The 14,655-nt window shown below is 42.5% G+C and carries 16 protein-coding genes and 1 riboswitch; of the genes, 8 read left to right on the top strand and 8 right to left on the bottom strand.

Annotation, left to right across the window (positions count from 1 at the left end; translation table 11 throughout):
• The first annotated feature begins 12 nt into the window (after positions 1–12).
• The 4 genes from F0342_RS04270 (at position 13) to F0342_RS04255 (ending at position 2,392) form a co-directional block, all read left to right on the top strand.
• Positions 13–855 (top strand): flagellar hook-basal body protein, encoded by an 843-nt coding sequence (locus F0342_RS04270; RefSeq protein ID WP_149154794.1) that lies wholly within the window; start codon positions 13–15, stop codon positions 853–855.
• 15 nt (positions 856–870) lie between these two features.
• Positions 871–1,149: a DNA-directed RNA polymerase subunit beta gene (locus F0342_RS04265; RefSeq protein ID WP_149154793.1), complete on the top strand. Its 279-nt coding sequence runs from the start codon at positions 871–873 to the stop codon at positions 1,147–1,149.
• 316 nt (positions 1,150–1,465) lie between these two features.
• The gene (gene fabZ / locus F0342_RS04260; protein ID WP_149154792.1) at positions 1,466–1,897 is read left to right on the top strand and encodes a 3-hydroxyacyl-ACP dehydratase FabZ; all 432 of its coding nucleotides are present in this window, start codon (positions 1,466–1,468) and stop codon (positions 1,895–1,897) included.
• 201 nt (positions 1,898–2,098) lie between these two features.
• Complete coding sequence (locus tag F0342_RS04255; RefSeq protein WP_149154791.1) at positions 2,099–2,392, top strand: hypothetical protein; 294 nt, start codon at positions 2,099–2,101, stop codon at positions 2,390–2,392.
• A gap of 33 nt (positions 2,393–2,425) precedes the next feature.
• Here the strand turns inward: F0342_RS04255 and F0342_RS04250 are convergent, their stop codons facing one another.
• Together F0342_RS04250 and F0342_RS04245 are read right to left on the bottom strand one after the other, a co-directional pair.
• A complete protein-coding gene (locus F0342_RS04250) occupies positions 2,426–3,010 on the bottom strand; it encodes a class D sortase (RefSeq protein ID WP_149154790.1) in 585 nt (194 codons plus the stop codon).
• Positions 3,003–3,332, bottom strand: a complete 330-nt coding sequence (locus F0342_RS04245) for a helix-turn-helix domain-containing protein (protein WP_149154978.1) — start codon at positions 3,330–3,332, stop codon at positions 3,003–3,005. The genes F0342_RS04250 and F0342_RS04245 overlap by 8 nt, the downstream gene beginning before the upstream one ends.
• Positions 3,333–4,070: 738 nt before the next feature.
• Positions 4,071–4,230, top strand: a riboswitch (cyclic di-GMP riboswitch).
• A 32-nt stretch (positions 4,231–4,262) separates the two neighbouring features.
• Between F0342_RS04245 and F0342_RS04240 the strand changes: the two genes are divergently transcribed.
• A complete protein-coding gene (locus F0342_RS04240) occupies positions 4,263–4,388 on the top strand; it encodes an anti-repressor SinI family protein (protein ID WP_149154789.1) in 126 nt (41 codons plus the stop codon).
• A 46-nt stretch (positions 4,389–4,434) separates the two neighbouring features.
• Here F0342_RS04240 and F0342_RS04235 read toward each other — a convergent pair whose 3' ends face one another.
• Both F0342_RS04235 and F0342_RS04230 read right to left on the bottom strand, forming a co-directional pair.
• Positions 4,435–4,755, bottom strand: coding sequence for a helix-turn-helix domain-containing protein (locus F0342_RS04235; protein ID WP_149154788.1), 321 nt, complete (start codon positions 4,753–4,755; stop codon positions 4,435–4,437).
• 94 nt (positions 4,756–4,849) lie between these two features.
• Positions 4,850–5,290, bottom strand: coding sequence for a YwpF-like family protein (locus F0342_RS04230; protein ID WP_149154787.1), 441 nt, complete (start codon positions 5,288–5,290; stop codon positions 4,850–4,852).
• A 267-nt stretch (positions 5,291–5,557) separates the two neighbouring features.
• On the opposite strand from F0342_RS04230, the gene F0342_RS04225 reads away from it, so the two are divergent.
• From F0342_RS04225 to F0342_RS24690, 3 genes are all read left to right on the top strand, one after another.
• Positions 5,558–5,935 (top strand): single-stranded DNA-binding protein, encoded by a 378-nt coding sequence (locus tag F0342_RS04225; RefSeq protein ID WP_149154786.1) that lies wholly within the window; start codon positions 5,558–5,560, stop codon positions 5,933–5,935.
• Between the two features lie 24 nt (positions 5,936–5,959).
• Positions 5,960–6,133, top strand: a complete 174-nt coding sequence (locus tag F0342_RS24695) for a hypothetical protein (protein ID WP_188048404.1) — start codon at positions 5,960–5,962, stop codon at positions 6,131–6,133.
• A 257-nt stretch (positions 6,134–6,390) separates the two neighbouring features.
• The gene (locus F0342_RS24690; protein ID WP_188048403.1) at positions 6,391–6,528 is read left to right on the top strand and encodes a hypothetical protein; all 138 of its coding nucleotides are present in this window, start codon (positions 6,391–6,393) and stop codon (positions 6,526–6,528) included.
• Between the two features lie 144 nt (positions 6,529–6,672).
• On the opposite strand, the gene F0342_RS04220 is transcribed toward F0342_RS24690, so the two are convergent.
• The 4 genes from F0342_RS04220 to F0342_RS04205 form a co-directional block, all read right to left on the bottom strand.
• The gene (locus F0342_RS04220) at positions 6,673–9,498 is read right to left on the bottom strand and encodes a DEAD/DEAH box helicase (protein WP_149154785.1); all 2,826 of its coding nucleotides are present in this window, start codon (positions 9,496–9,498) and stop codon (positions 6,673–6,675) included.
• Positions 9,491–11,134 carry an SWIM zinc finger family protein gene (locus tag F0342_RS04215; RefSeq protein WP_149154784.1) on the bottom strand — a complete coding sequence of 548 codons (1,644 nt, stop codon included), beginning with the start codon at positions 11,132–11,134 and terminating at the stop codon, positions 9,491–9,493. The genes F0342_RS04220 and F0342_RS04215 overlap by 8 nt, the downstream gene beginning before the upstream one ends.
• Positions 11,135–11,625: 491 nt before the next feature.
• Positions 11,626–13,245: an alkaline phosphatase gene (locus F0342_RS04210; RefSeq protein WP_149154783.1), complete on the bottom strand. Its 1,620-nt coding sequence runs from the start codon at positions 13,243–13,245 to the stop codon at positions 11,626–11,628.
• 171 nt (positions 13,246–13,416) lie between these two features.
• Positions 13,417–14,652, bottom strand: coding sequence for an efflux RND transporter periplasmic adaptor subunit (locus F0342_RS04205; RefSeq protein WP_149154782.1), 1,236 nt, complete (start codon positions 14,650–14,652; stop codon positions 13,417–13,419).
• Positions 14,653–14,655 lie beyond the last annotated feature (3 nt).

Raw genomic sequence — 14,655 nt, 5'->3', positions numbered from 1 at the left:
GGGGAACACGTCATGAATCGAACGATGATTACAGCAACCAACACATTAGGTCAATTGCATAAACATATGGACATGATTGGTCATAATCTGTCAAACGCAGATACAAATGGATACAAGCGCCGGGAAGCGACATTCTCTGAGTTACTTGTACAACAGGTGAACAATCAGCGTGTGGAAGAGTTTGAAACAGGCAGACTTACCCCTCTTGGAGTAAGGGAAGGCAGTGGCGCAAAACTTTCACAATCTCAACTGATCCTGAACCAGGGTTCTTTGAAATTAACGGGCCGCTCGCTGGATTTTGCTTTAACCAGTGGGAGGCAGTTCTTTAAAGTCCTTGCTCAAGATGACAATTCAGGTGCCGTACGCTATACGAGAGACGGAGCATTCTTTGTCAGTCCAATCGGGAATGGGGAAGCGATGCTCGTGAACGGAAGTGGATTACCGGTTTTGGATGAGAACGATAACTATATTACATTTTCAGAAGATGCGTCTTCTTTCCAAATGGGGGATAATGGAATCCTGACGGTTACGGGTGCAGGCGGCATAGAAGAGCAATTCAACCTGGGGATTGTCACGGTTGAAAAGTCTCAATTTCTACAGCAGTTTGGCGGTAATCTGTTAGGTTTTCCAGAGAACCTGGACGAACTCGGAGTTACGGAAGATGAAGTCGTAACGAATATCGTTGGAGGAGCACGCTCAGATATTTCAATGGTTCAGAATTCATTGGAGGCCTCGAACGTTGATATCAGCAAAGAAATGACGGACATGCTGAATGTCCAACGATCATATCAATTTCAGGCCCGCTCGATCTCCCTTGCAGATCAAATGATGGGCCTTGTAAATGGGATACGCTAAAAGGAGTTAAATGCTATGAGTGAAAAAGAGCTACTACGAGAAGAAAAAACAACAAGAGAATTTGTAAAAGCAGAAAAGAAAGCCAAGCAAAAGGACGAATCCAAGCCTGCGCGCTGGGTACGCGTCCGCATGCTGCCAATCTGGCTGAGAATCCTTCTGTTCATCCTTCTTCTTGCAGGAAGTCTCGTACTAGGTGCCATCATTGGCTTCGCAGGCATCGGAGGCGGCAAAGCAGTCGACGTCTTCAAAGCAGAAACCTGGCAGCACATTATTGATATCGTTATGAAGAAATAACTTATTGAGAACTTTTTGAGGGACGGACCTCGGATATTTAGCTTTTGGGGCAATGAATCCTGATATATTGGGGTTTCGTTGCGGATGGAGCTTTGTATTCGAGGTCCGTCCCTCTTTTCGATCGCAGACAAAGTAGAGGGACGGACCTCGATTTTACGCTCATATTGAACAAAGAACCTTGATATATCAGGATTGAGATTTTAAAGAAAGTCTGTTTTCGAGGTCCGTCCCTCTCTAGCGTCCCTCTCCTGTTGCTATTCTAAGCACAATTTCTGTACAATAGGGTGTACATACATATTGGTAGGAGGAATTTTATATGCTTGATATTAATCAAATTAAGGAAATCATTCCCCATCGTTATCCGTTTTTGCTGGTGGATCGGATTTTAGAAGTGGAAGAAGGTAAGAAAGCGATCGGGATTAAGAATGTGACGGCGAATGAGGAATTTTTCAATGGGCATTTCCCTGATTATCCTGTTATGCCTGGCGTGTTGATCGTGGAGGCTCTCGCTCAGGTCGGTGCTGTTGCCATGCTGAAAGTGGAAGATAACCGTGGGCGTTTAGCTTTCTTCACTGGCATTGATAAATGTCGTTTCAAGCGTCAAGTAAAGCCGGGAGACCAGCTGAGACTTGAAGTCGAAATGATCCGTTTTAAAGGTCCGATCGGTAAAGGAAAAGGCGTGGCGACGGTTGATGGCGAAGTCGCTTGTGAATTAGAAATGATGTTCGCTTTAGGAGATAAACAATAAAAAATGTGCAAACTGGGCTTGTTGTGATTCGTTCACTCAGGCCCAGTTTTTTTGGCTTAATTCTTTATATGCTCAAAATTAATTTTCCTCAAAAAATTTCACTCGAAATGCAAGTAAATTCATTTTCAGGGAATGCTAACGAAAGACCAACGTAACGGTCTTATATTAACTAACGTACACGTTAGAAAGGAGAAATACATCATGAGCAAAAAATTATTATCAATTCTTGGTGGATCAGCACTTGCTGCCATGCTTCTTGTAGGATGTAACGTAGATCAGGAGCCTCCTCCGGAAGATGAGACACCAACAGAGGAAGAAGTACCGGAAGATGATGGCATGAACGAGAATGACGATATGGGCAATAACGAAATGGATGAGTCCCAGGATAAGAACGTACCAGGGGACAAAGATGCAGCGAAGGATGAAAACACGCCTGAAGAAGACGCTGTAGAGGATGATTTGGATATGCAGGATCAGGATAAGAAGGACGAGTAATAAATGGCGCAGAGGCAATTTAGCTTCTGCGCTTTAATTTATTTTTTTAGCATTAATGATATAACGTTCCTTTGTGCTTGAAAGATATTCAAAGGGATAACAAGTGGAAAGGGTAAGGATTTCTTCCGGTGAAGTTGGCTCAAGTACTGAAAGATCAGTCTCATCCACAACCAAAGTTTCATAAATCTCATATTCGTGGACCCCGGTTTCCATTTGTACAGTTAACCGATCTCCTTTTTGAAGTTCCCCCATTTTTTTAAATACGGTATCACGGTGGCCAGCTAGAAAGATTCGATTTTTCTGACCTGGTAGAGCGGTTGTAGAATAGTGACCAACTCCTTTTTCTAATTCATCTTCATTGGTCCCAGATAAAATGGGAACTTCACGCTTTAATTCAGGAATAGCTAAAATACCTATAACATCTCCTACTTCAAAATCATTTTTCATTTCAAGATTATCTGAGTTTTCTCCAGGATCATTCAGAATCATACTTTTTGCCTCTTTTATGGATTCTGACTGAGCCTCTTCGTGCTTTATTATTTCCGAAACAGCAAAAATGGAACAGCCTAATCCTGAGAGAAGAAGTATAGATCCAAGCATCAATAGTAATTTATTCATTGATATACATTTTCTTTTTATAATGTACAAAAGAAAGGAATTCGTGAAATTCCTCCTTGGTTAAACCCTGCTTAATAGCTTCTTCAAGAAGTTCAATCCACTCTTCGCCAAGCATACCCCCTTTTTGAGGCGAAGAAATAATATTTTCTAAAGGGGTATCCAAAGTAAGTGAAATTTTCATTAAAACTTTAATAGAGGGATTTTTCTGAAGTCCCCTTTCTATGGAGCTGATATAAGACTTAGAAACATTAGATAGAAATGATAGTTCGTTTATTGTTAACCCCTTCTGCTCACGCAGATACTTTATTCGCTGACCTACCATGAGTATTACTCCCTTTATAATCATTTTATTCATTATATAGAACATTTTGTTATTTATAAAATACAAAAAAGTTAATAAATTAAAGTAATTAGAAGGAAATGAACGATAAATGTTTCTTAGACAAGCAAATTGGATGTTTTTAATGATTTTCAATTAAAGGGAATATTCTTATAATGAATTATATAGTTCTTTAAAGAGAACGCTGTTTTTTTATCATACTTCAATCATTTGTAATACTGAACCCTTCTAAACCACTATGGTCTCAATTTTAACAATAGCTATAGGATTACTACCTATTTATCTAAATATTTTCATTAGAAAAGAGAGAGAAACATTTTGATGAAATGAGGTGATGTAATGTATAAAAAAACATGCACACGCTGTACTCGACCATCCTTTAGTAGTACGGAAACTGGTTCCTGGATTTGCCCGAGCTGCGGGTTTGATATATCCAATCATGCATTCTATTATCCTAGTGATTACCAAAATATTAATGAAAAAGTCCTGCCACTTAGAAGAAAGATAGAAAGCTATAAACGTAGCATGTATTCTTAGTCATTCGACATATTCCATTCAAATCACATGTGATGTCTAATAAAATTACCATTATTAGTTTTAGTATGTCATAATTTAGGTTATTATGTAGGAAAAAAGTGTAAATTAAATAGACGTAATTGACAAAAAACAACATACGAACAGGATGTTTATTAGTATAATCTAATTAGTTCTAAGGGAATAGTCAGACAAAGGCAAACTTATTGAAAAATAAGGACGCAAAGTCACAGATCTAAGGTTAGAAAATAGGCATATCTTCGTGACTATAGGTAATATAATAGATTGAAATTTAATCAATAAGAAGGTGTGATTATTTGAGGACTACGATGGCTGGATTGCCTGAAATACATACATGTATTTTGGGAGGGTATTATATTGACAAATCGTGAACTTGATCTTGAATGGATGGAACTAATTAAACAAGCTTTAGACGCCGGAATTTCTAAATCAGAAATCAGAGAATTTCTTCAAAACCAGCCCCAGGAAGTGAAAACCGAGTAAAAAGTGATTTAATATAAATAAAGTCTTGTGAATCCTTCGCAAGACTTTATTTATTGCCTAATTTCCACTTATTAAATTCAATGAATTCCCTGAACTGCTCCTTGGTAATTCCAGAATCCATGGCTTCTTCTGCAATCTTAATCCACTCATGATCGATATTTTGATCTTCTGGTTGGTCATGTAAAAGTGCGTCCATCGGAATTCCTAGGGCACCTGAAACTTTCTCAAGGAATTGGATAGAAGGGTTTTGTTGAAGGTTACGCTCTATTGAACTCAAGTATGACTTTGCAACGCCGGCTTTATCAGCAAGCTCTGTCATGGACATGCGTTTTTCTTGTCTGTATTTCTTGACTCTTTCTCCAATCATAGGGAACACCTACCTAAGAACTTCATATAAGAAGTCACAATATTAATACAATTATATCATAAACAGATAGTATGAATAACTTAATTTCATACAACTAAGTACTCGGCTTTGCAGTTGCCGGAATCCTTGGCTTTGATACCATCTTCTCACGGAACTCACGGATTAATTCTTCCCCCGAATATCCTTTTCGTACTAGGTCATCAAGGAGTAATTCTGCATATTCATTCCTCTGTTTTTTCAATTTCCCCTCAAACATAATACTGATATGTTCATCCAGCTCTTTAATACAACGGATTGTAGTCATGAAAGCAGCCGGGTCATTGGCCTTATGGGAAATCACGACCTGGATTTCCAAATCTTCCTTACGTTGTTGAGCCTCTTGAAAGAACTCAATATATTCATTCGACAAGTACGTTTCGACAAGCCATGTACTCTGTCCATCCTCTTTATTAATAATCAGACCGTCCACTATCTCAAAGTCATGCAGTTCATCGTTCTCCACTACTTGCAGTGAAATAACTTTAAAGGTTTTCATGAACGAACATCTCCCATTTAAAGGTTTTATAAAATTATATCATAGTAGGAATTGTTTCCCTAACAAATTCCCCGAGGAAAAAAAGGACGAAAGATGCAATTTTGTGATTTTGACCCTGATTTTGATCGGAATCGGGGAAATCTCCCTAGGCGAATTTCGGAAATTCAAGCCTTTTTCGCCTCGAATTTCTGAAATTCACGATTTTACAAGATGAGACAGAAGATTGTAAGATGAAAACAGCTTAAGAGAAAGGAGGAAAAATTTCAATTGATCAACCAAGTGACCCTCGTTGGAAGACTGACCAAAGATCCTGAAACTAGAAAAACATTGGAAGGAAAATCGATACTTAATGCTACGATAGCTGTGAATCGTAACTACAAGAATCAAAAAGGTCAAATTGATACAGACTTCGTGCTCTGCACCATATGGAACCGGGCTGCAGACAACACGGAGAAATACTGCCGGAAAGGATCTGTCATTGGTGTCACCGGTCGAATCCAAACCCGCTATTTTGATAACGATCAAGGAAAACGTACGTATGTAACCGAAGTCGTCGCTGAAAATGTCCGATTTATGGACAACAGACGGGAAACCGCGGATGCCCCCGAGCCAAGCAAGAAAGAGCCAATCGAATTACCGTTTTAATATTTTTTAAAGGGAGATGGAGTTGTGGCCACACTGCAAGATCTTGAACAAAGGATTGACCGAATGGAAAAGTTAACAGAAGACCTCATTAAAAAGGTAGCAAGAGCGAACGTCGAGAATTTCTATTTATCTCAACGGGTGACAGCCCTTGAACAAGGGTACGAATACCCCAATCCTGTCTTGAAAACCTCGTCATAAGTAAAACAACCTCACCCAGAATTCTTTCCATACGAACAATCCAACCAACCTTATAAGCAGTTGTCTCAAATTCCAATGGTCATCGCAACATGCCTCAAACATACCTCATTAGAAATAAATAAGTGTAGCAGTGAGTCAAGTAAGCAGTAAATCCCCTTAATGTCTTCTTATAGAGTCGGTTTCCTTTTGGGGAGGCCGACGTTTTTTTGATTGGTAAGAGATCGATTGAATTAGTCTTTCGCACGTGGTGAACTATAATGCCTGTTGTTCACATTTTGGCACGAGTTTTGTGGAAAGTGGCTCAACAAACGTTGAAAGTGGAACAACAAAGTCGGGAAGTGGCACAAGTTTGCTCGAAAGTGGCGCAACAAAAGGAATCGGTAGATAGAACGTAATTATTATTACAATTATATTTTTAATAGATTCGATCCTAACCCTAATTTGTCAAACCCCATTTGAAATAACCCGCCAGCTCAGCCCATTTCACCCCACACCTACAAAAAACCTCTTTCCCGCAAAAGGAAAGAGGTCACATACAGCTACTCCAGCACCAACAACGACTCCAAATCATGATCAGACAATTCCGTAACCCATTGATCACTTCTGATAATCTCATCGTTCAATGCCTGCTTTTTCGTCAGCATGGCATCAATTTTTTCCTCCAGTGTACCTGAAGAGACCAGTTTATGAACGTGAACGAATCGCTGTTGTCCGATCCGATAAGCACGGTCGGTTGCCTGGTTTTCTACTGCCGGGTTCCACCAGCGATCGTAGTGGACGACGTGGTTGGCTGCGGTCAGGTTCAATCCGGTTCCGCCTGCTTTCAGTGACAATAGAAATACGGGGAAATCGCCGTTCTGGAATTTCTCCACGAGCTCATCACGTTTTCCTTTTGCCATGCTGCCGTTCAGGAATGGGACATCGACGTTGAATTCTTCTTTCATCACTTCCTGGATCATTTCGCCCATTGAAATATATTGAGTGAAGATCAGGCAAGCTTCTCCAGACTCCAGAGCGGTTTCCACGATGTCTTTCAGCTTCTGCATTTTTTCAGAGCGGGAGAGGATCGACTTTGGATCCGGTTCTTTTAAATAGAGAGCAGGGTGGTTACATAGCTGCTTCAGCTGGTTGAGCATTTGCAGAATTAATCCTTTGCGCTCAAATCCGCTAAGTGTTTCAATTTTAGCGAGAGTGTCTTTCACCAGCTGCTCATAGAGTGCCGCCTGCTCAGCGGTCAGGTGACAATATTCTTTCTGCTCCAGTTTTTCAGGCAAATTCAATTCCACTTCGGGATCTTTCTTTGTACGACGCAATAGGAACGGCTTGATTTTTGCCTGAAGCTCTTTGACTTTTTCTTCGGATTCATCCTTTTCAATCGGAGCGATATAGTTTTTCTGATACTGAGTGAAACCACCGAGGTACCCGTGGTTAAGGAAATCAAAGATCGACCACAGTTCGGACAACCGATTCTCCATCGGGGTCCCGGTTAACGCAATATGATGCTTTCCACTGAGTTTACGGATTGCCCGGGATTGTTTCGTATTGGCATTCTTGATGTTTTGTGCTTCATCAAGGGAAATCGATGTCCAGACGACTTCCGATAACTCTTCAAAATCGATGTGGGATAAGCCATAAGAGGTAAGAACCACATCTACGCCTTTGATCTCCGCGGCAAATTGATCACCTTTCGACCGGGTCGGTCCATAATGAAGGTGGACCTTCAAATCAGGAGCAAACTTCTCCAACTCACGCTGCCAGTTTCCAAGAACGGAGGTAGGGGCAACGATTAAGGAAGGTGTTTCCGGTTTCTCGGTTTCTTTTACATGCTGCAGGTACGTAATCAGCTGTACCGTTTTTCCGAGTCCCATATCATCAGCTAGACAAGCGCCAAAGCCGAATTTACGCAAAAAGAGCATCCAGCTCATACCCAGCTTCTGATATGGACGAAGCTCGCCTATAAACGCGTCAGGTGTTTCCGTTAAAGGAATTGATGACACATTTGTCAGCTGGTGAATCATCTTTTTCATAGATCGATTGAGTTCCAGCTGGATCTTGGCATATTTATAGGGATCATGCTCGTCTTCATCGGGCTCCAGATCCGATTCATCCGAATCGCGGGGAACTAGCTCCTGCTCCAGCATATCCTGGATCGAAATCCCTTCCTGCTTCGCTTTCGTCATCATTTGCTGTATCCTGCGAATCATGGCAGGATCAAGCTTCATCCACTGACCGCGAATCTTCACTAAGCGTCGCTGATTATCGACGAGTTGATTAAAGTCATCCTCTGACAGATTGACTCCGTTCATGGATAATCGCCAGTCGAAATCAAGCATAGCATTCAATCCTACGAATGAAGGACGGTAGCTTGTGTCCGTGTTTTTCAGTTTGGCTTTGACCAACACCTGAGCATCCTTCATCGCTTCCCACCAGGATGGCAGGAGGATTTCAATGTCCAAGTCGATAAGCTTTTCACTTAATACGGATAGGAAATCCCAGGCATCGTGCTCACCAAGAGCCGTGCGAAGGGAACCATCCACATCACGGAGGATCGGCATCATCTTCATCCAGCGTTCCTGTTCTTCGGATACATCAGGCAGATGCTTTTTCCAGGAAGGAGGGACTGTGTCTTCAGCCAGTGAAATGACGCGATTCGTTTTCTTGCGGTCTCTGAGGATTGTCTCAAGCTCCCAGGACTCATCCTCATCAAGAGGCTCAGAGATCCTCAGGCCAATCGAAAACGGAAGTTCCTCATCCTCGCCGGCAATCCATTCACTCCAACGCTTCTCATCAAAATACGCATCTAGCTCTTCAGATGTCAGAGTACTTTCCTTCAGTTTCTGAATCCTCTTCATCGCACTAGATCCACCCAAAGCCATCGCCTCATTCAACGCACCCTGAAACCAATTCTCCGTTAATGATTTGAGGGACGGACCTCCATCAGGAAGCTTTTCCTCCCAGAACTCCTCATTAAAATTCGACCAGACTTCATCGGGGATATGAAACTGCAACCCTTTTTCCTGCCATTCCTCGAAGCGGGGCAGCCAGCGACCGGCTTCCACAGATTCGTAGATCACAGGGGCAATTGCTATACACGCCTGCCCGGTTTCGTCCCAGTCCCATTGGATCATGCTGCTGAAATGCTCACCGGCAAGCAAGGTGAGAAGCTGCCACTGAGTCACCGCAATTCCAATTGCGGAATCCTCAAGGAGAGTTCCGTAGTAACTTTCTTCATGCCAAAGAAACAGCTGCCCCTTCCATTCTTTTGGAGGCAAAAGCTTTCCTTCGTCGTTTTCCGCAGTGATGAAGAAACGGTCTTCATATTCAGTTGTGTTGACGTTGATTTTTACGGAAGACAGTTTAAGCATCGATTAATTTACCCTTTCTGCACTCTTCTTGGAACGCGCGTAATCGCTTGTATTTATCTAAAATGTAGGGGAGATACACATCCCATTTATCGGTTTTCTTCGTCTTTTTATATATCGTCCGAATCTTTTTCATATAGCGAACCGCCAGTTTGTAGCTGTCCCGGTTTTTCTGATCGATCGCATCCATTACCCCGGCGTAATAGATCGGAAGGGCAAGCTCAGGGGCTTCCTTCGTCACATCCCGGAGGCCCATGCCTTCCATCTCCTGAATGCTATAGCTCATATATTTCTGCAGCTCCACCCACTCCCGATAAGCCTTCGCGCTAATGAGATACTCATTGTACGAGAAGAAACTGTATGGAAGCATGGACAGGAGGAGTTCATTGACAAGGGAACTGTCTTTTTCCATCAGCCAATCCATCGGCAGGATCCGTACAAACCAGCGAACGAATCGGGTCGCTTCATAATAATCGAGTGTTTCCAGGTGATCCGGCATTCTGGATAAAATATTGCGGACAAGAAAGAATCCCACTTCGTAACGTTTCCCTACGAAAAATTTACGCAGCCAGAATTCACTGAACGCGACCAGCTCGGTTCCCAGTTCATCCACCACTTCACTCGCCTTATTTAAATCTTCAAGGAGTAAATATTGATGGAGGATGGCAACGTTGTAAAAAGTAGAATCCTGCGCTTTGCTTTCTTCTAACCGCGCAACCTCTTCACGGCGCCACGACTTCTGTTTAAACAAGTAATACCATAGGAAGCGGTACACTTCGGCTTTCACCATCGTACTATTTTCTGTGGAATCACTCATTTCAATCGTCTGCTTCTTCAAAAAAGCAATGTATGGATCGAAGCTGAATGGCATGGCATGAATCGACAGTTTCTCTACGGCGTCTTCCATTTCCCCTAACAGAAAATCATACATGCTGTACTGCTCGCGACTCAGCTCTACATTCCTCTTTTGTAAATAAAGATCAATGTAAATCGACAAATAATAGGTAGCATAGAGCTGATAAAGAGGCTTCCATTCCCGTTCGAATGGAGCTTCCTTCATAAAGCGTTTTGTTATATTTTGAACGAGGACATCCATCAAATAGGGTTGTCTTTCAAGTAACTCCAAGTCTTCCTGCTTCAGAAGTGAGTTAAAGAATTGCCACCATTCCTCAGGCGTGTTCCCCCGCGTTTTCCGTTCATTTAATAGATCGCTTGCTTTCTTTAGGGCACCGGTACTGCTGTGCTTCTTCAATAAATCATCCAGTGTCTGGGATTCCTGACTAGGGGGAACCGACTGACTCCGCCAATTCTGGATCCACTCACTGACCCGTCCAACCTTGTTATATAGCATAAAAAAGGTCGCCATTTGATGCCGGCACCATTTATCCTGAGGACACGAGCACTTACTTAAAAGGGGAAACGAAAAATTCAGCTCAAGGGTCACAGGCGTCACATCCTGCACCTCGGCCGTCACTTCTTCATCACGGACCTTAACGTTCGAAACCAGATTCTGACGGAACAAAAGAAGGCCCTTCGAAACGACATTCTTGCTCTCATCCTGATTCGGGTCCAGCTGACCCTGTATCGACTGACTCATGGGAAGTAACTTATCCTTCAACTCCTGAATACGAATCGACATCAACCAACCTCTCCAATCTATAAAATCGCATTCTTTTATTATAACGCAAAAGGAGGGGGAAAAGGAACATGGGGCGGGGGAAGTGGTGGAAGCGGGTGAGGTGTGGGTGGAGGAGTTTGTCGAATTGTGTAGTGAGACGGGGGAGTGGTATGGATTGTTTGAAGGCAGTGTGGGATTGGAAGGCGAGTCGATAATATATTTAGAAAGTCGATAATAAATGAGCCAATGTCGATAATATAATTCAAAAGTCGATAATATATGGTCCCAACTCGATAATAAAACCCTCAAAGTCGATAATAAATTTTGAAGATGAGAAAAAAACTACAAAAAGTTGTCTGGCGCCGGTCAATGGAGGTGGATTTGAAAATAAATCCCGAAAGTTGAAAATAAAATCCGAAAGTTGAAAATAGAACCCCTGGATTTGAAAATAAAACCTCATAACTTGAAAATAAACAGACCAGATCCCGTTCAAAACCTATCCAATCCCGGCATTATTCCTCCACATGCAAATAAAAAGTCTCCCCATCATACACATTCACACTCTTCAGCCTCACTTTTTCACCATTTTTCCAATAAAAATTCTTATTTTCAGGAAAACGCAGCTCTTCGTCCCCACGCTCCACCACCATCACAGGATTTTTCGAGGTCCGTCCCTCGATCTTCACCTTATAACCTTTTTCACGATAAAATTCCGCTCCATCCACATACCAGGAGGCAAATTCGCCGGAAGTTAATGATAATCCGAGATACTTAGAAATCACTCTGGGTATATCGGTATTTTCAATAAGACCCACAGGTTTTCCAGGTCCATACGCATATAAAAAGACGTCCTCACCGGTGTGTCCATGTGTCGTAAAACCAAGATTGGCCCGCTTTGCCATTAGCTTTACCATTTCATCCTCTAAATCCTCTACTTTTTTAGAAGCATCCTCCATCGCACAGAATTCTTTTTTACTCAAATTCCCTAACCCATAGTTTGAAAGAACCTCTTTTAAATTTGAACGATCCTCCTCAAGTTGAGAAACGGCACCTTTTACAGTTAGTTTAGCTTTTTTTAAAGGCTCAACAAATTTCTCAACAGGCTGATTTTTATAATCCCCGTTTGTACCCTGATTCCCAACTGTCAGCCCACTGTTTCCGTGATCGGTCACGGCTACCACCATCGTATTTCCGTCCTCGCGAGCGAATTTCAACGCTTCCCCGACAGCATCGTCAAAGCTAAGCACTTCACTGATCATCCCAACAGGATCGTTTTTATGAGCAGCCCAATCCACTTTACTGCCCTCGACCATCAAGAAGAATCCCTTCTCGCTTTGTGAAAGTCTGTCGATTGCCGCTCCAGTCATCTCCGCAAGTGAAGGTTCATCAGGCTTTAACGTCTTTCTGTCCATTTCATAGGCAATGTCCTCTTCAGCAAACGCACCCCATAATTTAGAAGAGCCTTTTCTTTTTAGAAGTCCGTCCCTCTTCAAAACCAAATCATAGCTCTCAGAACCGATGACCTTCACGAGATTTTCTCCATCCTCACGACTGACTTCCTTTGTTTTAAGCATGCCATCATCGTTTTTCACGTGGTCTTTGGATTTCGGTTTCAACCAGGCGGCCCCTCCACCTAAGATGACGTCGAGACCCTGATACACCTGTTGTTCGCCGATATCTCCAAATTCATCACGGTTCAAGACATGGGAAGTGAATGCAGCCGGAGTGGCATGCTGGACAGGTGATGTTGCTACGATACCGGTCTTGTAGCCGGCCAACTTGGCACCTTCAAGGACGGTCAAAACGGGACGTCCATCCGGGTTCATTCCTATGTAATCAGCTTTCGTCTTCATACCGGTGGCCATGGCCGATCCGGCAGCAGCGGAATCGGTAATCGCTGACTGAGCTGAATATGTCCGTGCACCTCCGACCAGAATTTTATCCAGTTGTAGGTCCGTCCCTCGATACCAACGTGACAAAGTGACGATGTCGGAGTTGGTACCGTCCATGATCATGAGGATGACGTTTTTCTTGGGTGGGTTTGGTGCTGCGAATAGGCAGGTGGATGGGAAGGAGAAGGCCAGGAGGGAGAGGAGGATGGTTAGGATGATGAGGCGTTTTAGTGTATTCATGGTGAGCGCTCCTTTACGTGAATGATTAACTATAGTATTTGTTGGTTGAGAAGGAGTATGTATGTTTCATTAGAAAAAGCACTGAAGGAGGTAGGGTTTTTGGTTGAAAGAATTGTTCAAATCTGTTTAAACATAAAAAAAGGCCAGCTCCTAAAAAGAGCCGGTCCTCAGTTACTTACGCTCCAAAATCCCAAGCAACAAATTCTCCAAAATCGTCGGACGATCGAATTTCTTCAGGTCTCTCAGTTTCACTTTATCCCAATCAAGGGCAGTGATGAAAGTAGCTCCTTTTTGTAGAGCAGGGATTTCACCAGGGTATACGATATAGTATTCGCCGGCCTTTACACCAGATTTGATCTGCTGCTGACCGTTTACCTGCAGGCCAGTTTCGACTTTACGCTTCTCGACTGTGCCTTTCTCAGTTAAAATCCAGATGTATTTTGAATCGCCATCTTTTTCAATGGCTGTTACTGGCACAACCCATGCACCTTTAACCTCTTCTGTAATAATTGATAAGAAAACATGGTGTCCTGGTAGAAGCTCATTTTTCGTGTCCTGGAGTTTCACCTCTACAGGGTAGAGGCTGTCGGTCTGGATGTGTGGGTCATTTTTAGGCAGGGTGGCCACCTTGGTTACGATCGCTTTTTGATTCTTTTTTTCAACATCGGATTGGACCGTTGCGTTCATATTTTCTTCTACAGTCACGATTTCTTTTTCCGTAAGATCAGTCGTTACAATGGTAGACTGTGAGGCGATCGTGATTAATGGATTATCGATCGCGTGGGAAAGGTCTTTGATTGTACCTTCCACACTGCTTTGAACAGTTAATGTTGTTTCATACGATTCGATATCCGTAATTTGACGTTCGAGATTATCGATTTGACTTTCTAAGCGGTCGATTTCCAGCTCTTTAGCGGCGATTTCTTTTTTCAGATCATATTCCGATTGAAGGGCGCTAGCATTGATCGGAATTTCTTTTTCGTCGGTTGAGCTGGAAGGAAGAGACGATTCTATACTCTTCAAATCTGAAATGTTTTCTTCAATATTCTCAATCTCGTCTTCTAATTTACCAACCTCTGATTCTAATACGCTTTTTTGCTGAGTTTGATCAGTTACTTCGTATTCGTAGAGTGGTGTCCCGGATTTAACCTGGTCCCCTTCTTTTACGAGGAACTTTTTAAACGAACCGAATTCGTCGTTGAAATAGAGGTAGTTTTCCTCTTCGGAAGCGACAACCCCGTCTTTAGAGAGTTTTTTTGTAAGATCCCCTTTATTAACAGGTTCCCATTCTGCTACACGGACTTCCCGGTCGACTTTACTGTTCGCTTTTTCAATGAGATATGTGTTGGCACCTATAAAAAGGAGCGACACAGTGAGGGTGCTATAGAAAATTGTACGTTTCTTCATGAA

Origin of the sequence: Bacillus sp. CH30_1T (assembly GCF_008364765.1) — a bacterium.
GTDB lineage: Bacteria > Bacillota > Bacilli > Bacillales > Bacillaceae_B > Rossellomorea.
Note: the sequence above shows the minus strand (reverse complement) of the source record. Positions and strands in the feature narration are given on the sequence as shown.

Excerpts from the sequence above, each read along its gene's own strand:
- F0342_RS04270 (WP_149154794.1), top strand. The coding sequence starts at position 13 with ATGAATCGAACGATGATTACAGCAACCAACACATTAGGTCAATTGCAT.
- F0342_RS04265 (WP_149154793.1), top strand. The coding sequence starts at position 871 with ATGAGTGAAAAAGAGCTACTACGAGAAGAAAAAACAACAAGAGAATTT.
- fabZ (WP_149154792.1), top strand. The coding sequence starts at position 1,466 with ATGCTTGATATTAATCAAATTAAGGAAATCATTCCCCATCGTTATCCG.
- F0342_RS04255 (WP_149154791.1), top strand. The coding sequence starts at position 2,099 with ATGAGCAAAAAATTATTATCAATTCTTGGTGGATCAGCACTTGCTGCC.
- F0342_RS04250 (WP_149154790.1), bottom strand. The coding sequence starts at position 3,010 with ATGAATAAATTACTATTGATGCTTGGATCTATACTTCTTCTCTCAGGA.
- F0342_RS04245 (WP_149154978.1), bottom strand. The coding sequence starts at position 3,332 with ATGGTAGGTCAGCGAATAAAGTATCTGCGTGAGCAGAAGGGGTTAACA.
- F0342_RS04235 (WP_149154788.1), bottom strand. The coding sequence starts at position 4,755 with ATGATTGGAGAAAGAGTCAAGAAATACAGACAAGAAAAACGCATGTCC.
- F0342_RS04230 (WP_149154787.1), bottom strand. The coding sequence starts at position 5,290 with ATGAAAACCTTTAAAGTTATTTCACTGCAAGTAGTGGAGAACGATGAA.
- F0342_RS24690 (WP_188048403.1), top strand. The coding sequence starts at position 6,391 with ATGCCTGTTGTTCACATTTTGGCACGAGTTTTGTGGAAAGTGGCTCAA.
- F0342_RS04220 (WP_149154785.1), bottom strand. The coding sequence starts at position 9,498 with ATGCTTAAACTGTCTTCCGTAAAAATCAACGTCAACACAACTGAATAT.
- F0342_RS04215 (WP_149154784.1), bottom strand. The coding sequence starts at position 11,134 with ATGTCGATTCGTATTCAGGAGTTGAAGGATAAGTTACTTCCCATGAGT.
- F0342_RS04210 (WP_149154783.1), bottom strand. The coding sequence starts at position 13,245 with ATGAATACACTAAAACGCCTCATCATCCTAACCATCCTCCTCTCCCTC.
- F0342_RS04205 (WP_149154782.1), bottom strand. The coding sequence starts at position 14,652 with ATGAAGAAACGTACAATTTTCTATAGCACCCTCACTGTGTCGCTCCTT.